Source organism: Streptomyces sp. NPDC001002 (assembly GCF_053599215.1).
Genome location: NZ_JBSFLV010000003.1, coordinates 47,431 through 74,424, shown reverse-complemented (window position 1 = coordinate 74,424; position 26,994 = coordinate 47,431). Strand labels below are relative to the sequence as shown.

The 26,994-nt window shown below is 70.6% G+C and carries 22 protein-coding genes; 12 read left to right on the top strand and 10 right to left on the bottom strand.

Going from position 1 to position 26,994, the window contains the following annotated elements:
* Positions 1-13 precede the first annotated feature (13 nt).
* On the top strand, positions 14-1,744 hold the full coding sequence (locus ACWDR3_RS02765) for an N-acyl-D-amino-acid deacylase family protein (RefSeq protein WP_450350217.1): 1,731 nt from the start codon (positions 14-16) through the stop codon (positions 1,742-1,744).
* A complete protein-coding gene (locus ACWDR3_RS02760) occupies positions 1,741-3,216 on the top strand; it encodes an aldehyde dehydrogenase family protein (protein WP_450350215.1) in 1,476 nt (491 codons plus the stop codon). Before ACWDR3_RS02765 ends, ACWDR3_RS02760 begins: the two co-directional genes overlap by 4 nt.
* 36 nt (positions 3,217-3,252) lie before the next feature.
* Here ACWDR3_RS02760 and ACWDR3_RS02755 read toward each other — a convergent pair whose 3' ends face one another.
* Positions 3,253-3,645, bottom strand: a complete 393-nt coding sequence (locus tag ACWDR3_RS02755; RefSeq protein WP_450350213.1) for a nitroreductase/quinone reductase family protein — start codon at positions 3,643-3,645, stop codon at positions 3,253-3,255.
* Between the two features lie 118 nt (positions 3,646-3,763).
* Between ACWDR3_RS02755 and ACWDR3_RS02750 the strand changes: the two genes are divergently transcribed.
* On the top strand, positions 3,764-4,612 hold the full coding sequence (locus ACWDR3_RS02750; RefSeq protein WP_450350211.1) for an endonuclease/exonuclease/phosphatase family protein: 849 nt from the start codon (positions 3,764-3,766) through the stop codon (positions 4,610-4,612).
* Positions 4,613-4,621: 9 nt separating this feature from the next.
* Here the strand turns inward: ACWDR3_RS02750 and ACWDR3_RS02745 are convergent, their stop codons facing one another.
* Entirely contained in the window at positions 4,622-6,037 is a 1,416-nt protein-coding gene (locus ACWDR3_RS02745) for a CehA/McbA family metallohydrolase (protein ID WP_450350210.1), read from the bottom strand.
* 98 nt (positions 6,038-6,135) lie between these two features.
* On the opposite strand from ACWDR3_RS02745, the gene ACWDR3_RS02740 reads away from it, so the two are divergent.
* The 3 genes from ACWDR3_RS02740 (at position 6,136) to ACWDR3_RS02730 (ending at position 10,430) form a co-directional block, all read left to right on the top strand.
* Entirely contained in the window at positions 6,136-6,981 is an 846-nt protein-coding gene (locus ACWDR3_RS02740; protein ID WP_450350209.1) for an LLM class F420-dependent oxidoreductase, read from the top strand.
* 138 nt (positions 6,982-7,119) lie between these two features.
* Positions 7,120-9,705, top strand: a complete 2,586-nt coding sequence (locus tag ACWDR3_RS02735) for a bifunctional FO biosynthesis protein CofGH (RefSeq protein WP_450350208.1) — start codon at positions 7,120-7,122, stop codon at positions 9,703-9,705.
* Positions 9,706-9,872: 167 nt separating this feature from the next.
* Positions 9,873-10,430 (top strand): hypothetical protein, encoded by a 558-nt coding sequence (locus ACWDR3_RS02730; RefSeq protein WP_450350206.1) that lies wholly within the window; start codon positions 9,873-9,875, stop codon positions 10,428-10,430.
* A gap of 20 nt (positions 10,431-10,450) precedes the next feature.
* Here ACWDR3_RS02730 and ACWDR3_RS02725 read toward each other — a convergent pair whose 3' ends face one another.
* From ACWDR3_RS02725 to ACWDR3_RS02715, 3 genes are read right to left on the bottom strand one after another with little or no spacing between them, the layout of a single operon-like run.
* The gene (locus ACWDR3_RS02725) at positions 10,451-10,963 is read right to left on the bottom strand and encodes a DUF2165 domain-containing protein (protein ID WP_450350205.1); all 513 of its coding nucleotides are present in this window, start codon (positions 10,961-10,963) and stop codon (positions 10,451-10,453) included.
* A 57-nt stretch (positions 10,964-11,020) separates the two neighbouring features.
* The gene (locus ACWDR3_RS02720; RefSeq protein WP_450350204.1) at positions 11,021-11,788 is read right to left on the bottom strand and encodes a class I SAM-dependent methyltransferase; all 768 of its coding nucleotides are present in this window, start codon (positions 11,786-11,788) and stop codon (positions 11,021-11,023) included.
* 43 nt (positions 11,789-11,831) lie between these two features.
* Complete coding sequence (locus ACWDR3_RS02715; RefSeq protein WP_450350202.1) at positions 11,832-12,095, bottom strand: hypothetical protein; 264 nt, start codon at positions 12,093-12,095, stop codon at positions 11,832-11,834.
* Positions 12,096-12,265: 170 nt separating this feature from the next.
* Between ACWDR3_RS02715 and ACWDR3_RS02710 the strand changes: the two genes are divergently transcribed.
* From ACWDR3_RS02710 to ACWDR3_RS02695, 4 genes are all read left to right on the top strand, one after another.
* Entirely contained in the window at positions 12,266-14,656 is a 2,391-nt protein-coding gene (locus ACWDR3_RS02710) for a tetratricopeptide repeat protein (RefSeq protein WP_450350359.1), read from the top strand.
* A 51-nt stretch (positions 14,657-14,707) separates the two neighbouring features.
* Positions 14,708-15,304 (top strand): TetR/AcrR family transcriptional regulator, encoded by a 597-nt coding sequence (locus ACWDR3_RS02705; RefSeq protein WP_450350200.1) that lies wholly within the window; start codon positions 14,708-14,710, stop codon positions 15,302-15,304.
* A 114-nt stretch (positions 15,305-15,418) separates the two neighbouring features.
* Positions 15,419-16,942 (top strand): MFS transporter, encoded by a 1,524-nt coding sequence (locus tag ACWDR3_RS02700; RefSeq protein ID WP_450350198.1) that lies wholly within the window; start codon positions 15,419-15,421, stop codon positions 16,940-16,942.
* A gap of 140 nt (positions 16,943-17,082) precedes the next feature.
* Entirely contained in the window at positions 17,083-18,198 is a 1,116-nt protein-coding gene (locus ACWDR3_RS02695) for an ADP-ribosylglycohydrolase family protein (RefSeq protein WP_450350196.1), read from the top strand.
* A gap of 28 nt (positions 18,199-18,226) precedes the next feature.
* On the opposite strand, the gene ACWDR3_RS02690 is transcribed toward ACWDR3_RS02695, so the two are convergent.
* A complete protein-coding gene (locus ACWDR3_RS02690; RefSeq protein WP_450350194.1) occupies positions 18,227-19,801 on the bottom strand; it encodes a sodium:solute symporter family protein in 1,575 nt (524 codons plus the stop codon).
* Positions 19,802-19,962: 161 nt separating this feature from the next.
* Positions 19,963-20,751, bottom strand: coding sequence for an SDR family oxidoreductase (locus ACWDR3_RS02685; protein ID WP_450350193.1), 789 nt, complete (start codon positions 20,749-20,751; stop codon positions 19,963-19,965).
* A gap of 96 nt (positions 20,752-20,847) precedes the next feature.
* Between ACWDR3_RS02685 and ACWDR3_RS02680 the strand changes: the two genes are divergently transcribed.
* Positions 20,848-21,702 (top strand): hypothetical protein, encoded by an 855-nt coding sequence (locus ACWDR3_RS02680; RefSeq protein ID WP_450350192.1) that lies wholly within the window; start codon positions 20,848-20,850, stop codon positions 21,700-21,702.
* 119 nt (positions 21,703-21,821) lie between these two features.
* Here the strand turns inward: ACWDR3_RS02680 and ACWDR3_RS02675 are convergent, their stop codons facing one another.
* From ACWDR3_RS02675 to ACWDR3_RS02665, 3 genes are all read right to left on the bottom strand, one after another.
* Positions 21,822-22,013: a DUF397 domain-containing protein gene (locus ACWDR3_RS02675; RefSeq protein ID WP_401716272.1), complete on the bottom strand. Its 192-nt coding sequence runs from the start codon at positions 22,011-22,013 to the stop codon at positions 21,822-21,824.
* A 208-nt stretch (positions 22,014-22,221) separates the two neighbouring features.
* The gene (locus ACWDR3_RS02670) at positions 22,222-23,079 is read right to left on the bottom strand and encodes a helix-turn-helix domain-containing protein (protein ID WP_402358753.1); all 858 of its coding nucleotides are present in this window, start codon (positions 23,077-23,079) and stop codon (positions 22,222-22,224) included.
* Positions 23,080-23,386: 307 nt separating this feature from the next.
* On the bottom strand, positions 23,387-24,145 hold the full coding sequence (locus tag ACWDR3_RS02665) for a GOLPH3/VPS74 family protein (RefSeq protein WP_124003939.1): 759 nt from the start codon (positions 24,143-24,145) through the stop codon (positions 23,387-23,389).
* A 237-nt stretch (positions 24,146-24,382) separates the two neighbouring features.
* Here ACWDR3_RS02665 and ACWDR3_RS02660 point away from each other — a divergent pair, with 237 nt between their 5' ends.
* Positions 24,383-26,977, top strand: a complete 2,595-nt coding sequence (locus tag ACWDR3_RS02660) for a D-alanyl-D-alanine carboxypeptidase (protein WP_450350190.1) — start codon at positions 24,383-24,385, stop codon at positions 26,975-26,977.
* Positions 26,978-26,994 lie beyond the last annotated feature (17 nt).

The window sequence follows — 26,994 nt, the reverse complement described above, 5'->3', positions numbered from 1 at the left end:
GGAGGCAAGGCTCATGCTCGATCACGTCATTAAAGGCGCCACCGTTGTGGACGGCACGGGTGCGCCTGCCCGTGCCGCCGATGTGGGGATTCGGGACGGTCGGATTGCCCAGGTAGGCGCAATCACCGAAGAATCCCGGACCGTTGAGGACGCCACCGGACTCGTTCTCGCGCCCGGGTTCGTCGATCCCCATACCCACTACGACGCCCAGCTGTTCTGGGACCCGTACGCCACCCCCTCCCTCAACCACGGCGTGACGACGGTCGCGGCCGGGAACTGTGGGTTCACCCTCGCCCCCCTCAATCCCTCCCGGCCCGCCGACGCCGACTACACCCGCCGCATGATGTCCAAGGTCGAGGGGATGTCGTTGGTGGCGTTGGAGGAGGGGGCGCCGTGGAGTTGGAGTTCCTTCGGGGAGTATCTCGATGCTCTTGAGGGGCGGATCGCTGTCAACGCCGGTTTCATGGTGGGGCATTGTGCGCTGCGCCGGCATGTGATGGGGCCGGAGGCGGTCGGGGGGCAGCCCAGTGACGAGCAACTGGGCGAGATCGTGCGGCTGTTGCATGAAGCCATGGACGCCGGAGCCTGGGGTTTCTCCACCACCCAGTCCTCCACGCACTCCGACGGGGACGGACAGCCCGTCGCCTCCCGGCATGCCAAGCCCGCCGAACTGATCGCTCTCTCCAAGGCCGTTGGGGAGCACGAGGGGACGCAGATCGAGGCGATCGTGGCCGGGTGTCTCGATCAGTTCAGTGATGCCGAGATCGAGTTGTTCGCGGAGATGAGCGCGGCGGCCGGCCGGCCCCTGAACTGGAACGTGCTGACCATCGACTCGTCCGTCCCCGAGCGCGTGCCCCGGCAGCTCTTCGCGAGTGAACGGGCGCGGAAGGCCGGAGGACGGGTGGTCGCGCTGACCATGCCCATCCTCACGCCGATGAACATGTCGCTCGGCACCTTCTGCGCGCTGAACCTGATACCCGGCTGGGGCCCGATCCTCAGCCTCCCCGTGCCGGAGCGGATCGAGCGGCTGCGGGACGCGGACGTGCGCGCGGAGATGCTGCGGCACGCGTCGTCCAAGGAGGCCGGCGTCTTCCGGCGGCTCGCGAACTTCGGGCGGTACGTCATCGGCGACACGTACAGCGAGGCGAACGAGGGCCTGACCGGTCGGGTCGTCGAGGACATCGCGGCGGAACGCGGGCAGGACCCCTTCCACACGCTGGTCGAGATCTGCGCCGCCGACGAGTTGCGTACGGTCCTGTGGCCCATGCCGACCGACAACGACCCGGCGTCCTGGGCGCTGCGCGCCGAGACCTGGCAGCACGAGGACGTCATGCTCGGCGGCTCCGACGCCGGCGCGCACCTGGACCGCATGTGCGGAGCCCCGTACACCACGCGGTTCATCGGTGACTGTCTGCGCGGGCGGAAGCTGGTGGGTCTGGAGCAGGCGGTGAAGATGCTGACCGACGATCCGGCGCGGCTGTTCGGGCTGCGCGAGCGGGGACGGGTGGCGGAGGGCTTCCATGCGGACCTGGTGCTCTTCGACCCGGAGCGGATCGACGCCGGCAAGGCCACCCTGGTGCACGACCTGCCGGGTGACAGCCCGCGCCTCGACGCCAAGGCGATCGGGATACGGGCCGTGTGGGTCAACGGGGTCGAGGCGATCCGGGACGACGTGGTGAGCGGGTCGGTGCCCGGGAAGGTGCTGCGGTCGGGGCGGGACACCAGGACGGTGAGCACCAGGTGAGCCAGGTGACTCCGGGCCAAGTGGCCGACGGGCAGCGGCTGTTCGTCGGCGGCGCCTGGGTCGAGCCGGACGGCGGGCACTACGAGGTCGTCGACCCGGCGACCGAGGAGACCGTCGGCTGGGCGCCGGAGGCCTCGCGGGATCAGGTGCACGCGGCCTGCGCCGCGGCCCGCGAGGCCTTCGGGCCGTGGTCGCGGACCTCGCCCCAGGAACGGGCGGCGGTGCTGGGGAGGGCCGCGGACATCATCGCGAGCCGGTTCGTGCCGTACGCCGAACTGGCCCGCGCGGAGACCGGCGCCACGACCGGGACTGCGCGCGCGATGCAGGTCGGGGTGGGCGTCGCCCGGTTCCGGCGGTACGCGCGCGTGGAGAGCGCCGAGTGGGCGATCCCGCCGCAGATCAACGAGGCCGGGCCGATGGGGAAGGCGGGCGTCATGGGCGCGCTCGCCGTGCGCCAGCCGGTCGGGGTGGTCACGTGCATCACCTCGTACAACAACCCGTGGGCCAATCCGGCAGGCAAGGTCGCGCCCGCCCTCGCCATGGGCAACACGGTGGTGGTGAAACCGGCCCCGCAGGACCCGCTCTCGGTCTACCGGATGGCCGAGGCGCTGGAGGCGGCCGGGGTGCCGCCGGGCGTGGTGAACGTCGTCTCCGGCGGCTCGGTCGGGGTCGGCGAGGCGGCCGTCTCCTCACCCGACGTCGACATGGTCAGCTTCACCGGCTCCACGGCGGTCGGACAGCGGATCGCCGAGGCGTGCGGCCGGGACATGAAACGCCAGTTGATGGAGCTGGGCGGCAAGGGCGCGGCGGTGGTCCTGGACGACGCGGACGTGGCGTCGGCGGTGGCCGGCATCGGCACGACCTTCTCCTTCTACAGCGGCCAGATCTGCACGGCACCGACACGCGTGCTGGCCCAACGGGGCGTGTACGGCCGCCTGGTGGAGCAACTGGCCCTGTACGCGGGCCGATTGAAGGTGGGCAACCCCCAGGAACCCGACACGATCGTCGGCCCGGTGATCTCAGCCCCCCACCGCGACCGCGTCGAGTCCTACATCGAACTGGGCCGCAAGGAAGGCGCGGTGGTGATGGCGGGCGGCGAACGCCCGTCCCTCGACCGCGGGTTCTACGTCCCCCCGACCCTCCTCGCCGAATGCACCAACGACATGCGGGTCGCCCGCGAGGAGATCTTCGGCCCGGTGGTCGTCGTCATCCCCTTCGACGACGAGGAAGAGGGCATCGCCCTTGCCAACGACACCGACTACGGCCTCATCGACTACGTCTGGTCCGCCGACGTCGCCAAGGCCTTCCGCGTCGCCCGCCGCCTCCGCGCCGGCGGCGTAGGCATCAACACCGTGGGCCGCAACATGGAGGCCCCGTTCGGCGGCTTCAAGAGAAGCGGGGTGGGCCGGGACGTGGGCTCGTACGCGCTGCACGCGTACAGCGAGGTACAGGCGATCGTCTGGCCGGGGTGAGAGAAGGGGCGAGAGAAGAGGCGAGAGAAGAGGTATTCACCCCTCCAGATCCACCCGTACGGTCAGCAACCCCGCCCCGATGGCCCGCACCGACCTGCTGTTCATCCGCGGCAGCGTGCGCAGGCGGGCCGTCGTGTCGTCCTCCGGCATCAAGTGCGCCGTACCGGTGTGCCACCGCCCACGGAGCCGCACGCGCACCCTCGGGTCGGCCTTGATGTTGCGGATGTAGTGGGAGCGTTCGCCGAACTCGGAGACCAGCCAGAAGGTGTCGCCGATGCGGCGGCCGCCCACGGGGGTCGGGCGGGGGAGGCCGGAGGTGCGGCCGGTGGTCTCCAGGACCGTTTGGAGGGGTACGCGGCGCATGATCGGGTTGAGGAGGCGCTGGAAGGAACGCGCCTTCCGGTACTTGTTCTCGGCGTTGCTGGACATGGCCGCTGAGACTCCTGTCTCGTGTCGTCTCTTTTGTGGTCCGATTCCCGGCGGGCGCCGGTGGCAGCGGCTTCAATGGTCCCAGCGTCCGCGGCAGGCAGGTGAAGGGGTGTCGGCGATGCGCGTGATGACCTGGAACCTGTGGTGGCGGTTCGGCCCCTGGGCGGAGCGGCAGAAGGCGATCCTGGCCGTGCTGCGGGAGACCGGCGCGGACGTCGTCGGCCTGCAGGAGGTGTGGGCCGCCGACGGCGAGAACCTCGCCGAGTGGCTGGCCGGTGAACTGGGCCTGCACTGGACCTGGGCCCCCTCCCTCGCCTCCGACCGCTGGCAGCGCCGGATCGGCCGCCCAGGCGTCGAGGTCGGCAACGCGGTACTGAGCCGCTGGCCCGTCGTGGAGCAGGACGTGCTCCGACTGCCCGCCCCCGAGGAGGCCGACGACGGCCGACTCGCCCTCTACGCGCGCGTGGACGCCCCCGGCCACCAACTGCCCTTCTTCACCGTCCACCTCAGCTCCCAGCTCCACTTCTCCGCCCTGCGCGGCCGCCAGGTCACCGCCCTCGCCGAGTTCGTCGCCGCCCACCGCGCCGGCACCGACTTCCCGCCCGTCGTCACCGGCGACTTCAACGCCCCGCCCGACTCGGACGAGATCCGCCGCTTTTCCGGCACGAAGACAGCACCCGTCGTACCGAGACAGGTGTTCTTCGACGCCTGGGACTACGCCGACCCATCGGCCCCGTCGACCACCTGGGACCACACGAACCCGTACGTCCACCCGGGCCTCGGCCCCAGCACCCGCATCGACTACATCCACGTCGGCGCCCCGGCAGGCCCGGGCGGCATCGGCACGGTACGGGCCGTACGACGGACCGGGCACGGTCCGGTCGACGGGGTCTGGCCCTCCGACCACGCGGCGGTTGTCGCCGACCTGCAGTCGGTCAGCGACGACCCGGAGACGCCGAGTTCCTGAACGCCACCCTCACGCCCGCCCCAGAAACACCGGATTCGTGAACGCCGCCATCACCCCGGGCAGGGGCCCGACCGCCGTCTCGTGGCGCAGTTCCGCCCGTACGTAGGCCGCGTGGCCGGCGGTCGTGTGCCACTCCGCCGTACCGGAGCCGGAGACCGGCAGTGGGTCGGCGGTGAACAGTACGCCCTGGTCGGTCACGAAGCGGATCGTGCAGCGCGGGGCGCCCGAGGCCGTCAGGCGTACGGTGACCGGGGTGTCGGGGTCGGTCTCCAGCCGTTCGCCGATGCCCGCGACCTGCCCGTCGGCGGACGCGGTGAAGTCCAGGGACACGGACCGCGACTCGGCGACGTACGACCGCCCCGCCCGCAGCCCCTCCAGGATCGCCTCCCGGCTCAGTTCCTCGGCGTGGACGACCGTCTGCGGCAGCCCGACCACGTCCGGATCGCGGTGCGCGTCACTGTTGCCCATGGCCGGCAGCCGGCCCCGCCCCAGCCTGCCGTCCCACTCCGCCAGCGCCACCTCGTCGTCCGGCGTCCAGGGCCCGTTCCACACCTCGACGGCGTCCGCCTCCCCGAACCCGAACTTCCAGGCGCAGCCGATGCAGTCGGCGTGCGGATGGGCCGGCACGACGAGCCCACCGGCCTCGCGGATCCGCCGCGCGAACCCCTGCCAGCGGCCGCCGCGCGCCCGGTACCGCCAGTCGACCCAGGTGCCGGGCTCGATCCCCAACGCCAGCACGTGCCCGTTCCTGGTCGTCACCTCCTCGCCGAGCAGGATCAACAGGTCATCGCCCGCCTCGGCGGCCCAATGGGCGTGCGCGGAAGGCGTGTTGTGGTCGGTCGAGGCGATGAAGTCCAGCCCGGCCGCCCGCGCCCGCGCCGCGATCTCGGCCGGGGTGCGGCGCCCGTCGGAGTACCAGGAGTGGAGGTGACAGTCGCCCCGGTACCAGCCGGCACCCCGCCCGACGACCCGACCGGGCGGAAACGCCGGCTCCGGCACCGCGTCCCCGGGTTCCCCGTACGTGAACGTCACCGCGATCTCGTACGACAGCCCCTGCGGCGCGACCGTGTACGGCCCCAGCGCGACATGCCAGGTGCCGGGGCGGACGGGCCCCGGCAGATACCCGGGCGTGGCAGCGTCCGCCCGCACGAAGAACTCGCTCCGGGCCCCGCCCGACCATCCCCGGAAGCCCTCCCCACCCACCTCGATGCCGCGCTCGTCGAAGAGACCGATGTCGAGAGCGTTGCCAGGGGTGCCGGGGGAGCCAGGGGCGCCGGGTGGGACGTTCGGCCGGTCGTAGGAGTACGAGACCCACAACTCCCTTACACCGTCCGGGACTTCGACGGGAACGTAGACATAGTCCGGCGCCCCGGAGGGAAGGGTGCCGCTGAAGGTTCTCGTTTCCTGGCCCTGGTCGGGGGTCACGCCTCCACCGTAAATCCCGGAGTGGTCTTCGTCACCGCCGCGGATGAGGCCGACCGGTCGGTATGGACATCTGAGGGCGCGGCCGGTACAGATGGGGCATGCGCATCGCCGTAACGATCTTCCTCACGGACGAGACGATCGCCCCGACCCGGCTCGCTCGGGAGCTGGAGCAGCGCGGGTTCGCCGGCCTGTACCTGCCCGAGCACACGCACATCCCGGTCGAGCGGACGACCCCGTACCCGATGGGCGGCGAACTGCCGCCCGAGTACGGCCGCACCCTCGACCCCTTCGTCGCCCTCGCGCAGGCCGCCGCGGTGACCGAACGGCTCGACCTCGGCACCGGCATCACCCTGGTCGCCCAGCACGACCCGATCGACCTCGCCAAGCAGATCGCCACCCTCGACCACCTCTCCGGCGGCCGTTTCACCCTCGGCCTCGGCTTCGGCTGGAACGTCGAGGAGGCCGCGGACCACGGCGTGACCTGGCGGACGCGACGGGAACTGAGCCGGGACCGGATGGGCCTGATGCGAGCCCTCTGGTCCACCGAACCCACCGCCTACGACGGGGAGTTCGGCAGCGTACGCGCCAGCTACGCGTACCCCAAGCCGGCCCAGAAACCCCGCGGCCCGGTCATCGGCCCCCGCACCCTCATCGGCGGAGCGGCCGGCCCGAAGCTGTTCGCCCACATCACGGAGTACGCCGACGGCTGGATGCCGATCGGGGGGCGGGGCCTGACGGAGACCTTGCCGGTACTGAGGGGAGTGTGGGCGGACGCGGGCCGAGATCCGGCGGCCCTCCAGGTCGTCCCGTACGCGATCTACCCGAGCGCGGGCAAGCTCGCCCACTATGCGGGCTTGGGTATCGAGGAGGTAGTGGTCCAACTGCCACCGGCGGGAGAGCCGGAGGTACTGCGGGTGCTGGACGATTACGCCGAGTACTTGTAGCCGAGGGTGCGCTGCCTACCCAGGGGCGCGGGGAACTGCGCGACCAGCCACGATGGACCGGCACTCCGCAACGCACAGCAGCCCCCCACAACCCCCCGACCCCACTGAACTGTCGGAACCCCTCCGTATGCTCGAAGGATGACGACTTCCGCGACCTCCGGAACGGGCCCCACCGACAACTCCATGCGCCGCGCCCTCAAACGCGCCCGTGACGGCGTCGCCCTAGACGTCACCGAAGCCGCCGTCCTCCTGCAGGCCCGGGGCGATGCCCTCACCGACCTCACCGCATCCGCAGCCCGCGTGCGCAACGCAGGCCTGGAAGCCGCCGGCCGCCCGGGCGTCATCACGTACTCGAAGAGCGTCTTCATCCCCCTCACCCGCCTCTGCCGCGACAAATGCCACTACTGCACCTTCGTCACCGTCCCCGGCAAACTCCGCCGAGCCGGCCACGGCATGTTCATGTCCCCGGACGAGGTGCTGGACATCGCCCGCAAGGGCGCGGCCCTCGGGTGCAAGGAAGCCCTGATCACCCTCGGCGACAAGCCCGAGGACCGCTGGCCCGAGGCGCGCGAGTGGCTCGACGCGCACGGTTACGACGACACGATCGCCTACGTCCGCGCCATCTCCATCCGCATCCTGGAGGAGACGGGCCTGCTGCCCCACCTCAACCCGGGCGTCATGAGCTGGACCGACTTCCAGCGGCTCAAGCCGGTCGCGCCGAGCATGGGCATGATGCTGGAGACGACCGCGACCCGGCTCTGGTCCGAGCCCGGCGGCCCCCACTACGGCTCCCCGGACAAGGAACCCGCCGTACGCCTGCGGGTGTTGGAGGACGCGGGCCGCTCGTCCGTCCCCTTCACGAGCGGCCTGCTCATCGGCATCGGCGAGACGTACGAGGAGCGCGCGGAGTCCCTGTTCGCACTGCGCAAGATCTCCCGGTCGTACCACTCGATCCAGGAACTGATCATCCAGAACTTCCGCGCCAAGCCGGACACCGCGATGCGCGGCATGCCGGACGCGGAACTCGACGAACTGATCGCCACGGTCGCCGTCGCCCGGCACATCATGGGCCCCGGCGCCAACATCCAGGCCCCGCCGAACCTGGTCGACAGCGAGTACGAGCGGCTGCTCGGCGCCGGCATCGACGACTGGGGCGGGGTCTCCCCGCTGACCATCGACCACGTCAACCCGGAACGCCCCTGGCCGCAGATCGAGGAGCTCACGGAACGCTCCGCGGCGGCCGGTTTCGAACTGCGGGAACGTCTCTGCGTATACCCGGAGTTCGTCCAGCGCGGCGAGCCCTGGCTGGACCCGCGCCTGCGCCCGCACGTGGCCGCGCTGGCCGACCCGGAGACGGGCCTGGCCCGCCCGGACGCGGTGGTCGAGGGCCACGCCTGGCAGGAACCGGAGGAGGCCTTCACCTCCTCCGGCCGTACGGATCTGCACACCACGATCGACACCGAGGGCCGTACGTCCGACCGTCGTGACGACTTCGACGAGGTGTACGGCGACTGGGGCGCCCTGCGCGAGGCGGCGGTGCCCGGCATGGTCCCGGAGCGCATCGACACGGACGTACGGCAGGCGCTGGCGACGGCAGCGGACGACCCGACGAAGCTGACCGACGCGGAGGCCCTCGCCCTGCTGCACGCGGACGGTCCGGCGCTGGACGCGCTGACACGGATCGCGGACGACGTGCGCAAGTCGGTGGTCGGCGACGACGTGACGTACATCGTCACGCGGAACATCAACTTCACCAACGTCTGCTACACGGGCTGCCGGTTCTGCGCCTTCGCCCAGCGCCGTACGGACGCGGACGCCTACACGTTGTCGTTGGACCAGGTGGCGGACCGCGCCCAACAGGCGTGGGAAGTCGGGGCGGTCGAGGTCTGCATGCAGGGCGGGATCCATCCCGACCTGCCCGGGACGGCGTACTTCGACATCGCGAAGGCGGTCAAGGAGCGCGTGCCCGGGATGCACGTCCACGCCTTCTCGCCCATGGAGGTCGTCAACGGCGCGACGCGGACCGGCCTTTCGATCCGCGAGTGGCTGAGCGCGGCGAAGGAGGCGGGCCTGGACACCATCCCCGGCACCGCCGCCGAGATCCTCGACGACGAGGTCCGCTGGATCCTCACCAAGGGCAAGCTGCCGGCGGCGACGTGGATCGAAGTCGTCACGACGGCCCATGAGTTGGGCATCCGGTCGAGCTCGACGATGATGTACGGCCATGTGGACCAGCCGCGGCACTGGCTGGGCCACCTGAGGACGTTGGCGGGCATCCAGCAACGGACCGGCGGTTTCACGGAGTTCGTGACGCTCCCCTTCATCCACACCAACGCGCCGGTGTACCTGGCGGGGATCGCGCGGCCGGGCCCGACGATGCGGGACAACCGGGCGGTGACGGCGATGGCTCGTCTCCTCCTGCACCCGTACATCCCCAATATCCAGACGAGCTGGGTGAAGCTGGGGACGGAGGGTGCGGCGGAGATGCTCCGCTCCGGCGCGAACGACCTCGGCGGCACGCTGATGGAGGAGACGATCTCCCGCATGGCCGGCTCCTCCTACGGCTCGTACAAGTCGGTGAAGGACCTGATCGCGGTGGCGGAGGCGGCGGGCCGTCCGGCGCGGGCACGTACGACGCTGTACGGCGAGGTGTCGGAGGAACGGCAGCGGGCGGCGGCGGCCTCGGACGGGCACTTGCCGGAGTTGCTGCCGGTGCTGGACTGAGGGGGCGAAGGCCGAGGGCTGGGCGGGCGGAGGGTTCGGCTGGGCGGCCAGAGGCTTTCTGCTGGGCGGGCGGAGGCTTCGGCTGGGCGGGCGTCGAGGTCGGGGCCGGTACGATGATCCGACGCCCGTTCTCCGTTCGGCGGAGTTCGGGATCCTTAATCGAGGAGATGCGAGCCGTGCCAGCCCCGAAGGTCTGGGTTACCGGTCTGACGGTGGGAGCGATCGCCGCTGTCGTCGTCCTGGCCGTGCAGGCCGACAAGGGAACGAAGCCGCAGGCGGCCACCGCCCGTCCGAGCGCGTCCGCGTCGGCGCATCCCAAGCCCACGAAGACGGCGGCGCCGGCCGCCGTGCCGGACGGTTCGGGCACCGGACGCCGGATCGTGTTCTCCCTAGGCCAGAAACGGGTCTGGCTGGTCGGCGCGACCGACACCGCGAGCCGCACCTTCGCCGTCTGGCCGGGGACGGTCACCCCGGACGCCGGTACCTACACGGTCGGCCAGCGCACGGAGGGCCCGCTCACCGGCTCCGACGGCGTACGGATCGAGCACGTCCTCTACTTCACCGTGAAGTCGGGCGTCAACGTCGCCTTCTCCAACGCGGTCGACGGCTCCTCCCCACCGCCCGCCTCCGGCGTCCAGACCGGTGGCATCCGGATGGGCACGGCGGACGGCGACGCGGTGTGGACGTTCGGCTCGGCGGGCACGAAGGTAGCGGTCGTCGACTAGCGGTCGTCGATTGGCGGTCATCACCCGGCGTCGGGCGCGGCCCCGGGCAGATGGATCACCAACAGCACCACGCCACTCATCACAAACACCCGGATCGCCGCCTCAAGGCCGTTCCAGTCCTCCGACTGCCACATCGCGAACCACTCGCCGCCGACGCCGATGAACCCGGCCCCGAACAACACCATCAACATCAACAGCCCGTACGTGGACACCTGCCGGGCCCGCCCGTACTCCCGCCGCCCCCAGAACCAGGTCCCGCCGATCAACACCACCGCGGCGACGACCTCCCACGCGATGATCACGACGTACGCGGCGTCCTGCAGCCCATGACTGGTGACCGCCCGCCACATCAGGTCGTCGTCCTTGAACGTCGTGTCCATCGCCAGCACATGCCGCACGAACTGCTGATTGCTGTCGAAGTCGGTGATGTTCCCGAACGCGACGAGGGCGATGTAGAGCGCGACGGTCGCCGTGAGAAGCGTCGCGGCGAGGGGAAGGGCGCGCGGGGCGCGTGAGGTGGGAGTGGTGGTCATGGGGGATGTCCTTCCCCTCACGACGGGTTGATCCGCGTCGGGTTTGAGCCAGAGTGTTCAGCGCCGCGCGGTGAGCACCGGCTGGTAGTACCCGCTGGAGTCCGGACCGTGCCAGGTGATGTCGGTGAAGCTGGCCTCGGCCACGAACTCGGTCAACTGCGGGCGCGTCAGCGCCCAGTAGGTGCCCCGGCGGACCCGGACCCGCCAGGTGCCGTCCGCGGGGACGAGCTGAAAGTGCTCCAGGTCGTAGCGCTCGCCGTCTTCGTGCCAGTGCCACAGCTGGAAGGTGATCACCTGGCCGTCGCGTGTCTCCGAGACCTGCGGAGGTGTCGCCGTGGGCCTGGTCCGGCGAGCCTCGTCATAGTCCCGGACGGTGATCATCAGCAGCCCGTCGTCCCGGAGCACCCGCCTCATCCCGAGGAGCGCCGCCCGCAGATCCTGCCCGGAGAGCAGATGCGGGAGGGAGTTGTCCGCACAGAGAACGACATCGAACAACGCCTCCCCGAACGGCAGTTGGCGCATGTCGGCCGCGACGACCGGAAGCCGGCACCCCCTCGCCACCGCCTCGGCCGCAGCACGCGCGGCGGCGACCGGACTCACATCACTGCCGACGACCCGGTGCCCGGCCAGGGCCAACCCGATGGCCTGGGTACCGATCCCGCACGAACAGTCCAGAACGGCGTGCGCCCCCGCCCCGAGAGATCGACGGAGCAACCCGCCCAACACCTCGGCCTGGTAAGCCATGCTCGCGTCCCAGTCCCGGAACATCAGGTGGTAGTCGCGGGCCAGATCGTCGTAGAACTCCCGCACGGAGGGCTCGGGCATGTGTCCCACGGTAGTGCGTGACCGACGGGTGGCCGGGGGCTGCTCAAGCTTGGTCGGGCGGGTGGTGGCTGTCCGTCACCTCACCGTGGTCTTCGTCCGGCAGCCGGCGAGTGAGCTGTGCGGTGAGTTCGGGGTCGGCGAGCACACGCGCCGTCGCGCGCCATTCGACGACGACGCGATGGAGATGGCCGTGTCCATCCACCTGCGTCACGTCGCATGCGGCCTCGAAGAGCTCGGCGACGAACTCCCCCAGCTCGTCCGCCGACAGATGACGGACCCACGGGAACACCAAGGGGAGCGCCCGCACCACCAGCGTACGAGCTTCACCAGCAGCTCCGTGCCCTGGAGGTCCGCCAGTACCACTTCCGCGCCGGCCTGCCGCAGGGCTGCTTCGTCGCTGCGCGACAATGACCCCACCCAGCCCCAAGAACAACCCCCCGACAAGGGAGCGAAAGCGTGGCGCAGGCTCGGCCGTCGATGCAGGAGCTCGTCCGGCGGCGTCGGCGGGCCGGATTTGTCGGGCGGGGGGTTGAACGGGCCGTCTTTCGGGGGAACTTCGACATTCCGCCCGAGGACGAGCGGCATCGGTTTCTGTTTCATGTGCACGGCAACGCGGGGGTCGGGAAGACCTTTCTCGTACGGGAGTTGGAGCAGATCGCCCGGGAGAAGGGCGCGCTCACCGCGTACGTCGATGAAGGTGCCGGCAGTGTGCCGGAGGCCATGGCGGTCGTCGCGCGCCAATTCGCCTCCCAGGGCCGTCGGTTGAAGGAGGTCGAACGGCTGCTCGCCGCGCAGCGGGCGCGGCGGCACGAGGCCGAGGCCACCCTCGCGATCGAGGGGGAGGAGGGCGGGCCGTCCCTCGGGAGTGTGGTGGCGGCTCGGGCCGGGCTGGTCGGGTTGGGGATGGTGCCTGGGGTGGGGGCCTTCGCCGGGGCTCTTGACGCCTCCCAACTCGCCCAGGGGGCCGAGCGGTTGAGAGCCGGGCTCAGTGCGCGCTTCCGTAGTCAGGAGGACGTGCAACTGGTGCTGGCGCCGGAGAGGGTGCTTACGCCCGTGCTGCTCAGCGAGCTCAACGAGGCTGCCTCGGCGGTTCCTTGGGTGGTCCTGTTCTTCGATACGTATGAACGGGTCGGGGTTTTTGTCGACGAGTGGCTGCACGAACTGATGGACAGCGATCGGTACGGGACCCTCGCCGCCAACATCGTCGTCGTGACCTCCGGGCAACGGCCCTTCGACACCGCCCGCTGGGGCGCCTTCGCCGACTTCATGACGGACCTGCCGCTGGGGCCGTTCACCGACGCGGAGGCCCGGGGGCTGTTGGCGGGCAAGGGAGTTGTGGACGAGCCCGTGGTGGAAGAGGTGCTGCGGCTCAGCGGCGGGCTCCCGGTGCTGGTGTCCACCCTGGCCGAGCAGCACCCCGCCGACCCGGACGACGTGGGCGACCCCAGCGCCACGGCGGTCGAGCGGTTCCTGAAGTGGGAGCAGGACCCGGTGCGCCGAGCCGTGGCGCTCGCGTGCGCGCTGCCCCGCAGCCTGGACATGGACGTGTTCCGGGCCGCCGCCGCATGCCCGGACGAGGAGGCGGACGCGCTCTTCGCGTGGCTGCGCGGGCTGCCGTTCGTGGACGACCGGGGTGGCGATCGCCTCCGCTACCACGACCTCGTGCGCGAGCCGATGCTCCGCCTGCAACGCCGCCGCTCCCCACGCGGCTGGGCCGAACGGCAGACACAGCTCGCCGAGGTCTTCGGACGGTGGCGGGCAGAGGCCGAACAGGGCCGGGAGCCCGAGGAGTTCAGGGCCGACGAGGAGTGGCGCGCGCTGCGGCTCGCCGAGTCGTACCACTCCCTGTGCGCCCGGCCCCGGACCGCGCAGACCACACTCCCCGCCGACCTCGTCGCCGCCTGCTCGGACGGGGACGACGTGGTGGGGCGGTGGGTGCGGCTGGTCGCGGAGGCGGGGGAGGACACGGACGCCGAGACCGTACGGACGTACGGGCGGGCCCTGACGGACGCGTTCGCGGACGGCGGGGTGGCCGGGCTGCTGCGGCTGTTGCTGAGCCGCGCGCGAGGGGACGAGCCCTGGCGGGCGGAGGCGTGGGCGCACCAGGGCGACGCCCTGGCCCGGACCGGTGACTTCGAGCGGGCGCTGGAGAGTTGGGACCACGCGCTCGCCCTTGAACCGGACCTCGTACGCGCCCTGCGGGCCAAGGCCGTGACCCTGGGCGGGATGCGGGACTACCGGGCGGCGCTCCACGCGCTCGACCGGGTGGTGGCGCTGGAGCCGGCCAACGGCTACCACCACATCCTGCGCGGCGAGCACCACCGTATGGCGGGCCATCCGGACGAGGCGGTCCGTGACCTGGACGAGGGCCTGCGCCTGGACCCGAGCAGCGACTTCGGCTGGGCCTCCCGAGGCACCGCCCACTTCGTCCGGGGCGAACTCGACCTGGCCCTCGCCGACTTGAACCGCGCGCTGGACCTCAAGCCCGCCTACGCCTGGGCGCTCGTCCGCCGGGCCCGGGTGTGGCGCGACCTCGGCGACCCCGAGCGTCGGCTGGCCGACCTCGACCGCGCCGTCCAGCTGCAACCCGACTGGGCCTGGAGCTACTGCGAACGCGGCGACGCCCTCCGCACCGCCGGCCGCGACCAGGAGGCCCTCGCCGACTACGACCGGGCCCTCGCCCTCGACCCCGACTACGCGTCGGCGTACGCCAGCCGGGGCGCGAGCCTGGCAAACCTGGGACGTGAGGAGGAGGCCTTGATCGACCTGGACCGTTCCCTGGAGCTCAACCCCTCCTCCGCCTGGGCCCAGGAGCAGCGCGCGACCGTGCGAGAGCGGCTCGGCGCGCGCCCCTGGGCCGGTGACTGAGCCGGGAGCGGCGAGAATGGCGGCGGCAAGCCGGTGCGTGGAGGGTGTGGAGTGGGACTTCGAGAGATCAAGATGGAGCGGACCCGTCAGCTGATCGCGGACACGGCCATCGCGCTCTTCGACGAGCAGGGCTTCGACGCCACGACCGTCGAGCAGATCGCCGCCGCGGCGGAGGTCGGGCCCCGGACGGTGTACCGCTACTACCCGACCAAGGAAGCGCTCGTCGTCCGCTTCACCGAGGAGGCCCTGCACACCGCGCTGGCGGAACTGCGCGGCCTGCCCGCCGAAGTCCCGCTGCCGCAGGCCCTGTTCCAGGTGGTCGACAGTGTCCGGCGCACCATCGAGGACGACGCGGAACGGCGCAAGGCCGTCTACCGGATCATCGTCCGCACCCGGTCCCTGCACGCGGAGCTGCGGGCGGTGAACTGGCTGTGGCGCGAGAGCCTCGCGGAGGAGATCCGCCGACGCACCGGAGGCCGTACGACGGAGACGGTCGCCGCGCTCGCCGCCGCGAACGTCGCGGCCGTCGTCGAGATCGCGGTCGCGGAATGGGCGCGCAGCGACGAGCCCGCGGCCCTGAGTCTGGCCGTCGAGCAGGCGCTCGCCCTTCTCCGCACCGGCGAGGTCCCCATTCCGACCTCTGCGTGACCATCACTGCCTCATGGCAGTCCGGGCCTAGTGGCAGCTACTGCCACGACATGCGTACACTGGCGCAGCGAAACGGCTTCGTTTCGTTTTCCGTCTTCGCTCCCGGAGAGTCCCATGTCCAAATCCCCCAAGCCCCTGACCGAGGACGTGGCCGCGCCCCCGCCCCAGGCCCCCCTTGCGGTCGCAGATACGGACGCCCCCGACCGCCGCCGCTGGTGGGTCCTGATCGTGATCGCGATCGCCCAGCTGATGGTCGTCCTCGATGTCACGATCGTGAACATCGCGATGCCGTCCGCCCAGCGCGACCTGGGTTTCAGTGACGGCAGCCGGCAGTGGATCGTCACGGCGTACGCCCTGGCCTTCGGCAGTCTGCTGCTGCTCGGCGGCAGACTGGCCGACCTCTTCGGCCGGAAGATCGTCTTCCTGGTCGGCATCGCGGGCTTCGCCGGCGCCTCCGCGCTGGCCGGCGCGGCGCCGAACTTCGAGGTGCTGGTCACCGGCCGGGTCCTCCAGGGAATCTTCGGCGCACTGCTCGCCCCGGCCGCCCTGGCCGTGCTCAACGTCACCTTCACCACCGCCGAGGACCGGGCCCGCGCCTTCGGCGTCTTCGGTGCCATCGGCGGCGCGGGCGGCGCCTTCGGACTGCTGCTGGGCGGACTGCTCACCGAGCACCTGAGCTGGCGCTGGACCCTCTACGTCAACCTGGGCTTCGCCGTCGTCGCGTTCATCGGCGGACTCGTCCTGATGCGCAAGGGCGCCCCGGCCGTACGGCCCCGGCTCGACCTCCCCGGCACGGTCCTCGGCTCGGCCGGTCTCTTCGGCCTGGTCTACGGCTTCGCCAACGCCGAGACGTACGACTGGTCCTCGCCGCTGACCTGGGGCACCCTCACCGCCGCCGTGCTGCTCCTTGCCGTCTTCGCCTGGTGGCAGACCCGCGCCGCGCATCCCCTGCTGCCCCTGCGCGTCCTGGCCGACCGCACCCGGGGCGCGTCCTTCCTCGTGATGGCCATCGCCAGCGCCGGACTCTTCGGCGTCTCCCTCTTCCTGACCTACTACCTCCAGGCCTCCCTCGCCTTCACGCCCGTCAGGACCGGCCTCGCGTTCCTGCCGATGATGGGCAGCCTGATGGTCGTCGCCCAGCTCTCCATCAGTGTGCTGCTGCCGAGGATCGGCCCCAAGATCCTCGTACCCCTGGGCCTGTTGACCTCGGCCGCGGGCCTCGCCCTGCTGACCGCGCTCGACCTGGACAGCGGGTACGCCTCCGGGGTGCTGCCCGGGCTGCTGCTGATCGGTTCCGGCATCGGGCTGTCGCTGCCGCCCGCGATGAGCCTGTCCATCCACGGGGTCAGGGTCGAGGACGCGGGGGTCGCCTCCGCGGCGGTCAACACCATGCAGCAGGTCGGCGGCGCCATCGGCACCGCCCTGCTCAACACCCTCGCCGCGAGCGCCGCGACCGCCTACCTCGTCGGCAGGGCGGCCACTCCGGCGACCGTCGCCCAGGCCCGGCTGCACAGCTACTCGACCGCCTACTGGTGGTCCGCCGGCCTCTTCACCGCCGGCGCCGTGATCGCCGCCCTCATGTTCCACAAGGGCCGCCCCGAGAGCGGCGAACCGAGCGCGCCGATCGTCCACATGTGACCGATATCTGACCGTTCCTGTCCACTCGGGTTCGCACGCAGCACACACCCCGCACCCTCCCGCCCCCTCAACCCACCGTCCCCGTTCGATTACAGTGCTGTGCTGTCGTGCGTAGAGGTGGTGCCGTCGGGGAGGTCTTGGTGGGTGCGACAGCCGGGGCCGTCTGGGGCCGTGCCGAGCAGCAGGACTTCCGCAGCCGGGTGCGCGGGACACTCCTCGGGGTGTCCGTCGGGGACGCGCTGGGCGCACCCGTCGACGAGCTGGACCTGGAGGAGATCCGGGAGGCGTACGGCGCGGAAGGCGTCGCCGATCTGGTCTTCGCCTACGGCCGGCGCGGCGCGGTCACCCATCTCACGCAGCTCACGCTGTTCTCCGTGGACGGGCTGATACGCGCCCAGGTACGCCGTGACACGGGCGCCTGGCACCCGCCGACCGATCTGCACCGGGCGTATCTGCGCTGGGCCTCCACCCAGCGGGACTGGGGGCCCGACGAGCGCCGCAAGGACGACGGCTGGCTGGCCCGCGAGGAGTGGCTGTACGCCCGGCGCGAGCCGACCCGCGCGCTGCTCATCGGGTTCGGCGACGACACCATGGGCACGCTGGAGTCCCCCAAGAGCCCGGCCGAGCTCGGTCCGGAGGCGACCGCCCGCTCGGCGCCCTTCGGGCTGCTCGTCGGCTGGGAGCCGCAGCTGGTCGTCCAGCTCGCCGTGGAGTGCGCCGCGCAGACCCACGGACATCCCACGGCGTACCTGTCGGCGGGGGCGTACGCCGTCATCGTGCACGGGCTCGCACGCGGGGAGAGCCTCGACGCGGCCGTGCAGCGGGCGCTGGGGCTGCTGGCGGCGCGGCCGGGGCACGAGCACGTCTCCGACGCCCTGCAGCACGCCCTGGGCGCCGTCCGGCAGGGCATGCCCACGCCGGCGCGGGTGGAGGAGCTGGCGGCGGACGGCTCGGCGGACGGGGTGCTGGCGGCCGCCGTGTACTGCGCCCTGGTCGGCGAGGACGTCCGGCACGGGCTGTGCCTCGCGGTCAACCACGACGGCCCCTCGGGCGCGACCGGCGCCCTCACCGGCGGCCTGCTTGGCGCCCTGCACGGCGAAACGGCCCTCCCGCCGGCCTGGCTGGCCGAGCTGGAGGGCCGTCCCACACTCCTGGAACTGGCGGACGACTTCGCGATGGAGATGACCCAGGGCCCGGCGCTGCACGGTCCCGGGGGCTCGTCCCCGGGGTGGCTGGTGCGCTACCCGCGGGCCTGAGCGGTCGGTCCCTGGTCGGTGACGTCGGTCAGTCCTTGGACGGTGACGTGGCGACCGTGTCCTCGACCGGGCCGGCCGGGGCCGGCACGGCGACCGCGGTGCTGTCGTCGTCCGTGTTGATGGTCTCGATGACCGCGAGGCGCTCCGGGGTGTCCTCCGGCTTCAGATAGCCGATGAGGATGTACAGGACCAGCGACACGGCCAGCGGGATCGACACCTGGTACTGGAGCGGGACGCCGCCGTCGACGTTCCAGTTGATCGGGTAGTTGACCAGCCAGAAGGCGAGCAGACCCATGGACCAGCTGGTGAGCGCCGCCGTCGGGCCGGAGCGGCGGAACGGGCGGAGCAGACCCAGCATCATCGGGATCGCGATCGGGCCCATGAGACCGGCGACCCACTTGATCACGACGGTGATGATGTCCTTGAAGGCGGGGGAGTTGACCTGGGTGGCCACCGCCATGGACAGGCCGAGGAAGAGCACGGTGGTCACGCGCGCCGCGATCAGTCCGGACCGCTCGCTCCAGGACCGCGCCTGCTTCGACACCACCGGCGCCACGTCCCGGGTGAAGACGGCCGCGATCGCGTTGGCGTCGGAGGAGCACATGGCCATGGTGTGCGAGAAGAAGCCGACGATGACGAGGCCCAACAGACCGTGGGGGAGGAGCTGTTCGGTCATCAGGGCGTACGAGTCGGAGCCGTCCGGCTTCTTCGCGGTCACCAGCAGCGGCGACATCCACATCGGGAAGAACAGGACCACCGGCCAGACCAGCCACAGGGCCGCCGACAGCCGGGCCGAGCGCTCGGCCTCGCGCGGGCTGCCCGTGGCCATGTAGCGCTGGGCCTGATTGAGCATGCCGCCGTTGTACTCGAAGAGCTTGATGAAGAGGAAGGCGATGAGGAAGACCGTGCCGTACTGACCGACCAGCGGCTTGCCGTGGCCCTGGAGCGCCGGCTCGTCCCAGGCGCCGAGGAAGCCGATGCCCTTGTCGTTCAGCTTCAGGACGACGGCGACGAACATCGCGACGCCGGCCAGCAACTGGATGACGAACTGGCCCAGTTCGGTCAGCGCGTCGGCCCACAGGCCGCCGATCGTGCAGTAGACCGCCGTGATGGCGCCGGTGATGAGGATGCCCTGGTTGAGGGAGATCCCGGTGAACACCGACAACAGGGTCGCGATCGCCGCCCACTTGGCGCCGACGTCGACGATCTTCAGCAGCATGCCGGACCACGCGAGGGCCTGCTGCGTCTTCAAGTCGTAGCGGTTCTTGAGGTATTCGAGCGGGGAGGCTACGTGCAGCCGTGAGCGCAGCCGGTTGATGCGCGGCGCGAACAGCTTGGAGCCGATGGCGATGCCCAGCGCGATCGGGAAGGACCAGGTGATGAACGACGTGACGCCGTAGGTGTAGGCGATGCCCGCGTAGCCCGTGAACATCACCGCGCTGTAGCCCGACATGTGGTGCGAGATGCCGGACAGCCACCAGGGCATCTTGCCGCCGGCGGTGAAGAAGTCGCTGACGTTGTCCACTCGCTTGTGCGACCAGACGCCGATGGCGATCATCACGCCGAAATAGGCGATGAGCACAGCCCAGTCGAGACTGTTCATGGGTCCCCTTCCATGTTCCCGCTGCCGGGGTCGGGCATGTGAACTCTGGGCGGGGTGGCGTGCCCACGGCAAGCAAGTGGAAGGTCAAGAGACTGTAAAAATGTTCCGACTGCTGTCCTGGGTTTATGTATCTGAACAGTCGATCGACTGGGAAAGAGGCGTCATCGCATCAACTCGCCCGCGTTGACCAGCAAAGACTGTCCCGTGATCGCCCGCGAGCGGTCCGAGGCGAGAAATACGGCAGCGTCCGCCACGTCCCCGTCCGTGGCGAGGTCCGGCAGCGCCATCCGATCCGTCAGCCGCTTCAGTACGTCCGCCTCCGGCACCCCTTCCGTGTGCGAGGTGAATTGCACGAACGCCTGCACCGGCGGCCCCCACATCCAGCCCGGCAGCACGGTGTTGACCCGGATCCGGTCGGGCCCCAGCTCCCGCGCGAGCGAGTACATCGCGCTCGTCAGCGCCCCCTTGGAGGCCGCGTACGCCGCCTGCCGCACCTGTGAGGGGGCCGCGACCGCCGACTGCGTCCCGATCAGGACCACCGACCCGCCCCCGGCCGCCCTCAGGCCCGGCAGACAGGCCCGCGCCATCCGCAGCGACCCCAGCAGGTTCACGTCGATCACCGACTGCCAGGTCGCGAAGTCGGCGTCCTCCACTCCGCCGAAGTAGCTGTCCCAGGCGGCCACTTGGACCATCGCGTCGATCCGCCCGAACCGCTCCCGCGCGAGCGCGGCGAGAGCCTGGCACTGCGCCTCGTCGGTGATGTCGGTCGCCCGGTACGCCGTGTGCGCCCCGTCCGGATCGATGTCGGAGGCGCTCTTGGCGAGATTCGCCTCGGTGCGCGCCCCGAGCACCGCGTTCCCGCCGTCGCGCACGACCGCCGCCGCGACCTGATGACCGAGCCCGGCGCCGACTCCCGACACGACGACCGTCTTGCCCGCGAGCAGTGACATGAGAGACCTCCGACCCAGCGCTTCCCTGACCCTGGCGCTTTTTCTGACGGGGCGTCAGAGTATGGGCGACCGGCGGACGAAGGAAGGGGAGCGCCCATGTCCGAGGGCCCCGAAAAGACAGACACCCGCAGTCAGACGTACGCCGAACTGGCCGCGGTCGGCCCGTACGGAGTCCGCCCGGGCCACGCGCTGATCACCATGGTCGAGCCGCACCCGGGCCACGAGTACGCGTACAACAGGTGGTACGAGGACGATCACTACTACGCCGGTGCGATGGCGATGCCCTGGATGTACGCGGGGCGCCGCTGGGTCGCCACCCGGGATCTCCAACTCCTGCGCTACCCCGAGAAGTCGGCGATCGCCCAGCCGGTCGCGGCCGGCTGCTACCTCTCCACGTACTGGATCACCGACGGCCGCTACGACGACCACATGAAGTGGACCGTGGCGATCAACAAGCGGCTCAACCGGGACGCCCGGGTCTACCAGGACCGCACCCACGTCTTCACCGCCTTCCAGGACCACGAGGCGAGCGTGTACCGGGACGGGGCGGCGGGGCCGCGGGACTTCCACGCGCTCGACCACCCTTACGCCGGGCTGGTGTTGGAGGTGATCGACGCCGAATCGGCCGAGCAGCGGGCCGAGTTGGCGGAGTGGTTGCGTTCGCGCCATCTGCCCAAGCGGGTCGCCGGGTCACCGGCCGCGCTGGTGACCGTCTTCCGGCCGACGCCCCTGCCCGGTGATCGGATGACCTATGTCAAGCAGGTCGAGGGGGTCGACACCCGGCTGACCCTGCTGTGGTTCCTGGAGGCGGACCCGCGCGAGTGCTGGGAGGGCTATTTCACCGGACTCGACGAGCAGATCGTCGAATCGGGCCTGGGGCGGGTCGAGTTGGTGGCGCCGTTCATCCCGACCGTGCCGGGGACGGACACCTACGTGGACCGGCTCCGCTGACCGGATCCGTCAGGAATGTGCGGGCACAAGCCGAGCCCCCTCGGCAAGGACGGCGGGCTGGTCGAGAGGGCTCTGTTGGTGCAGCTTGTGAAGTTGTCGCATGTGTGACAGACGTGCCGTTACGCCTTGACCGAGGCCACGAAGGCGTTCCACGCGTCGGAGGGGAAAGCCAGTTCCGGTCCTTCGGTGACCTTGGAGTCACGGACGGACAGGCCCTCGATGACCGGGGACTTGACCTCGACACAGGCCCCGTTCCCGGTGGAGTAGGAGGACTTGGTCCAGGTGGCCGTGGCGCCCTGACGAATTGCCATTTTTGCTCCGTATTGCCAGATGACGAGTTGCTGGTTTGCGCCAACCTTGGTGTCTGATTGGCGTGATCGACGGTACTCGCCAACCCCCGCGTACGAAGCGACTATTCACTCGTCTGAATGGCATATTCCAGGTGGGTCTTCCAATTCGGCCTACGGAAGGTGTACTCTGCGGCCGCTTCCGTCGAAGACCGCCTCGGAAGGCCCTGGTTCACCGCGCGTACTCCTTGGCGATGTCCGCGATGAACTGCCGCGACTGGTCCGCGTTCAGCGCCTGCGCCCTCAAGTGCTCGTACATCACGCTGTACTTCTGGACGTCGTTCGCCTTCTCCAGATACAGGTCGCTGGTCACGCCCTCGATGTAGACCACGCTGGAGTCGGCCGCGTCGGGGAACTCCAGGATCGCGTACTGGCCGTTCACGCCCGGGTGCGCGCCCATCTCGAAGGGGATCACCTGCACGGTGACGTGCGGCAGTTGGGACTGCTCGACGAGATGCTCCAGCTGATCGCGCATCAGCGAGCGGTTGCCGACGATCCGGCGTACGGCCGCCTCGTCCATCACCGTCCACAGGCGCAGCGGGTTCTCCGGGGCGGTGATTCGTTCCTGCCGGCGCAGCCGCACCTGGACGCGCTTCTCCACGTCCGCGGCGGCGGTCTCCGGCAACGCGCCCGCGATCAGCGCCTCGGCGTACTGCCGGGTCTGCAACAGGCCGGGGACGACCTGGGGATCGTAGACGCGCAGACTCGCCGCGTCCGTCTCCAGTCCGATGTAGACGCTGTAGGGGATGTCGCCGAAGGAGTGCCACCAGCCCTGCTGGCGCGAGTCCTTGGCCATCTGCATCAGCGAGTCGACGATCCGGACGTCCTCGACCTCGTAGACCCCGCACAGATCGCGGACGTCACGCTGGCTGATGCTGCGCCGGCCGTTCTCGAGACGGCTGATCTTCGACTGCGACACCAGCAGTCGCTCGGCGACCTCTTCGGCCGTCATGCCTTTCAGCTCACGGAGCCGGCGCAACTCTTGACCCAGCCGGCGCCGCCGGACGGTGGGATTGACACTGGACGCCACGGGACGTGCACCTCCGGCTGTGAACCTCTGTTTGCCACTTTGCGTATCTGCTGTTGAGCAGATTGCCACCAAGGTGGTTACTACCGCTGGGAAACGTTGGATATGCGGCAGGTCCAGGCCGTATTCGGGTTTTTCCAAGGCCCCGAAGACGCGGCCGAGCGGGGTGAAGAGACGTTACGTCTGCTTCACCCCGCTCGGTCCAGCGGCTCCCGTACCGGGTCATGGGGACTTGCGGTGCGGCGCTTGGCGGTGCGGTTCTGCGGTTGTGGTGCCGTGGTGCTGTACGGCGATGTCGTGGAACTGCGGCTCAGTGGGCCACGACACGCGCCATGGAACTGCGGTGCGGCTGCATCGGAACACCGCGAGCGGGTTCTGATGCCTGCCTGACCGGTGGTCCGACCGCCTGCCGGCCGGCCGGGGCCGGACTGCGACGCGGCTGGGCCGCCACACCGTTCTGGACGTCCATCACGGCGTGTGCCACGAGGCCGCCCATCGGGTCGTGCCGGATCAGATCCCGCAGCCGGGAGCGGGACGAGCGTCCCTCATTGCCCGGATACAGGTGCTTGCCGAGGCCGACCGCGTGAGCGAGCGCGGCCAACGCCGCGGTCCGTGGGTCCGGCGGAACGCCGGTACGGATCGCGGAATCCAGCCGGGCACGGATCTCCCGGCTGATGGCGTTGTCCGTCGCCTGATAACGAGTCGTCGGCAACACCCCGCACATCTGTCCCGCCACGGCATGCACCATGCCGCACCGCTCCAGATGCGAGAGGTAGGTCTGGCGCAACCCCAGTCGGGGCCCGCCGATCCAGTGGACCGCACGCACCGGAGCGCCACGCCTTCGCAGCAACTCCAACGCGCAGTCCAGTGTCGGATCTCCAGTCGGCCGTGGTGCCACCACGGCGATACGATCCCCGTCTGGGGCTATCCGTCCGGCCAGCGCCAGCTCCACTAGCTGTGCTCCGGCCAGACCGAGGTCGAGCGACTGCGGCTGTGCAGTGGTACCCGTGGCCGGGTCCAATGCCAGCAGCAGAAGCTCTTCCGGAAGTGTTCTGCGGCTCCTGCCCATCCATGCCTCCCCGCGTGGATGAAAGACAGGGTGACCCCTCTCACATTGGTCTGTCGAGGGTGCGTGACCTCTTTGTAGTGGAACCGGTAGGTATGTCGTTCTCGTCTACCGCAGAGGTTAAGCCCGCACACAGGACACTGGTACATGGTTCGGACAGCGTCGGGGAGGCGTGGTCCGAGCGGGCGGTCAGACGGTTCGGTAGCCGCGCGGACGGCGTGCGGCAAGGAGGAGGCACCGGTGGCGGGCGAGTCCCCCGACAGGTCGAAGCAGCGCGAGTCGTCGACAGGATCGACGTCGGGGAGCGCGGGTCCGGTTCCCGAGGCGAGGACGCAGCCCCGCGATCCGCGCCTGGCGGTGAGCCGAGAACCGGAACGGACGGCCTCCGCGACGGAGGGCGGCGCAGGCGCCGGTGCCGGTGCCCGGGGCGGGGTGGATACGGCGACGCGGGTGTTCTCGGTACGGGATCTCGCGACGGACGTGGAGCCCGGGCCCGGGGCCGACGCGGAGGCTGAGGCCGGGCCCGACGCGGAGGCTGACGCGAAGCCCGAGGCCGAGGCGCGGCCCGCGGGGTCGGTCGAGGTCGATGAGTCCGCCGAGGACGCCACGGGTGCCGGAGGCGCCGGGAGCGCCGGGAGTGCCGGAGGCGGCGAAGGGTCGGTCGAGGACGAGGGCGCGTCCGACGACGGGACCTCTCAGGCCTCCGATGATTCCGAGGACGCCGAGGGTCCTGAGGGCGCGGACGGGACCGGGGTCGGGTACGCGGACGGGACCGGAGACGAGTCCGAGGTCCCCGAGGACGCCATCGGCAGCGCCGACGCCGAGGAGACGGCTGCGGAGGTCGCCGAGGACGACGAGCCCGAGGATGCGCCGGTCGACACCGCTCCGGCGGACGTGGACGAGCCTGAGGACGCTCCTGTGAACGCCGCCTCGGTGGATGCGGGCGAGCCCGAGGACGCCCCCGTGGACGCCGACGTGCGTGACAAGGCTCCGGAGCCCGCCGACGCGGTCGTCACGGACGACGAGCCCGAGGACGCCCCCGTCGACGGCACCCCGGCGGACACGGCCGAGCCCGAAGACGCCCCGGTGGACGCGGACAAGGCCGCCGACGCCGAGGACGAGCCCGAGGACTCGCCCAAGGACGGCGGTGGCGACGACGGCGTTGCCGATGAAACCCCCGCTGACGAACCCCCCGCCGATCAGCACACCACCATGCTCAAGCGGCCCCAGCTCGACCAGCCGACCACCATGCTCAAGCTGGGCGACTTCAGGGCTCCGAAGACATCCGATGCCCCCAAGCCTGCTGACGCCGCCAAGCCGGCCGGCGATTCCAAGCCCGCCGGTGACCCCAAGGCCGCCGACGCCTCCAAGGTGGAGCAGCCGCCGAAGGCCCCCGCCCCCACCCCCGCCCCCAAGTCCCCCGAGCAAGAAGCCGAGCGCACCAGCAAGTTCGTCGCGCTCAAGCCGTTGGACGAGCCGCCCGTGCGTCGGCCCGCGGAGGCGACGGCCGCGTTGCCGCTGGTCGGGCCCGAGCGGACCACTCAGCAGCCGTTGCCGCCGAAGCCGCCGCTCGACCTGCTGGCCGAGCTGACCAACACCCCGCCGCCGCCCCAGACACCGGTCCGCACGATCGTGCGGCGGGTCAAGATCTGGACCCCGCTGGTCCTGCTGCTGGCGGTCGTGTTTGCGATCGTGCAGGCCATGCGCCCCCTGCCGACCCCCTCGCTCCAGCTCACCGCCGACGACTCGTACACCTTCGACGGCGACAAGGCCGACCTCCCGTGGCCGTCCGAGGGCCAGGGCAGCCTCGACATCGACGGCATCGGCACGATGGGCGCCTTCGGCAAGCAGACGCCCGTCGCGATCGGCTCGGTCGCCAAGGCCATGACGGCGTACATCGTCCTCAAGGACCACCCGATGAAGGCGGGTTCGGAGGGCGAGAAGATCACCGTGGACGCGCTCGCGGAGAAGGAGGGCGGCTACGACAAGGACGGGGAGTCCACCCTCAACACCGTCAAGCAGGGCGACGTACTCACCGAGCAGCAGGCCCTCTCGGCGATCATGATCCCGTCCGCGAACAACATCGCGCGTCTGCTGGCCCGTTGGGACGCCGGTTCCGAGGCCGCGTTCATCAAGAAGATGAACGACACCGCCAAGGAACTCGGCATGACGAACACGACGTACACCGACGCCTCCGGCCTCAAGGAGACCACCGTCTCCAGCGCCGCGGACCAGGTGAAGCTCGGCAACGAGCTGGTGAAGATCCCGGCGCTGATGGACATCACCAAGCTGCCCAGCTGGAAGGACCCGTCGGGCAAGACCTGGAACAACTACAACCGTCTCGTCCCCTACAACGGCGCCCTCGGCATCAAGACGGGAACGACCACCAAGGCCGGCGGCAATCTCCTCTTCGCCGCCACCAAGGAGGTCGGCGGCGAGACGGTCACCGTGGTCGGCGCGATCCTCGGCCAGCACACGGCGCCGATCATCGACACGGTCAACGCCGTCAGCAAGACCGCGATGCTGGCCGCGCAGGACGCGCTGACCTCGACGAAGATCCTCAAGAAGGGCACCGTCGTCGGCTACGTGGACGACGGCCTCGGCGGGCACACCCCGGTCGTGCTCACCAAGGACGTCACCGCGGTCGGCTGGGCCGGCCTAAAGGTGAAGCTGTCCTTCGCCGCGGACGACGTACCGCACACCGCGAAGGCCGGCACCAAGGTGGGCACCCTCACCGTCGGCGACAGCTCCGACGGCGCGGTCAAGGTCCCCGTCGCCCTGCAGTCCGACCTCACGGAGCCCGGCTTCACCGCCAAGCTGACGCGTATCGGCTGATCCGGGTCGCCGGACGA

Bases quoted from the DNA above. Each gene is read 5' to 3' on its own strand.
- ACWDR3_RS02720 (WP_450350204.1), bottom strand. From the start codon at position 11,788: ATGCCCGAGCCCTCCGTGCGGGAGTTCTACGACGATCTGGCCCGCGAC.
- ACWDR3_RS02685 (WP_450350193.1), bottom strand. From the start codon at position 20,751: ATGTCACTGCTCGCGGGCAAGACGGTCGTCGTGTCGGGAGTCGGCGCC.
- ACWDR3_RS02665 (WP_124003939.1), bottom strand. From the start codon at position 24,145: ATGGGCAGGAGCCGCAGAACACTTCCGGAAGAGCTTCTGCTGCTGGCA.
- ACWDR3_RS02735 (WP_450350208.1), top strand. From the start codon at position 7,120: ATGACGACTTCCGCGACCTCCGGAACGGGCCCCACCGACAACTCCATG.
- ACWDR3_RS02690 (WP_450350194.1), bottom strand. From the start codon at position 19,801: ATGAACAGTCTCGACTGGGCTGTGCTCATCGCCTATTTCGGCGTGATG.
- ACWDR3_RS02725 (WP_450350205.1), bottom strand. From the start codon at position 10,963: ATGACCACCACTCCCACCTCACGCGCCCCGCGCGCCCTTCCCCTCGCC.
- ACWDR3_RS02750 (WP_450350211.1), top strand. From the start codon at position 3,764: ATGCGCGTGATGACCTGGAACCTGTGGTGGCGGTTCGGCCCCTGGGCG.
- ACWDR3_RS02710 (WP_450350359.1), top strand. From the start codon at position 12,266: ATGCAGGAGCTCGTCCGGCGGCGTCGGCGGGCCGGATTTGTCGGGCGG.
- ACWDR3_RS02700 (WP_450350198.1), top strand. From the start codon at position 15,419: ATGTCCAAATCCCCCAAGCCCCTGACCGAGGACGTGGCCGCGCCCCCG.
- ACWDR3_RS02675 (WP_401716272.1), bottom strand. From the start codon at position 22,013: ATGGCAATTCGTCAGGGCGCCACGGCCACCTGGACCAAGTCCTCCTAC.
- ACWDR3_RS02680 (WP_450350192.1), top strand. From the start codon at position 20,848: ATGTCCGAGGGCCCCGAAAAGACAGACACCCGCAGTCAGACGTACGCC.
- ACWDR3_RS02740 (WP_450350209.1), top strand. From the start codon at position 6,136: ATGCGCATCGCCGTAACGATCTTCCTCACGGACGAGACGATCGCCCCG.
- ACWDR3_RS02755 (WP_450350213.1), bottom strand. From the start codon at position 3,645: ATGTCCAGCAACGCCGAGAACAAGTACCGGAAGGCGCGTTCCTTCCAG.
- ACWDR3_RS02765 (WP_450350217.1), top strand. From the start codon at position 14: ATGCTCGATCACGTCATTAAAGGCGCCACCGTTGTGGACGGCACGGGT.
- ACWDR3_RS02730 (WP_450350206.1), top strand. From the start codon at position 9,873: ATGCGAGCCGTGCCAGCCCCGAAGGTCTGGGTTACCGGTCTGACGGTG.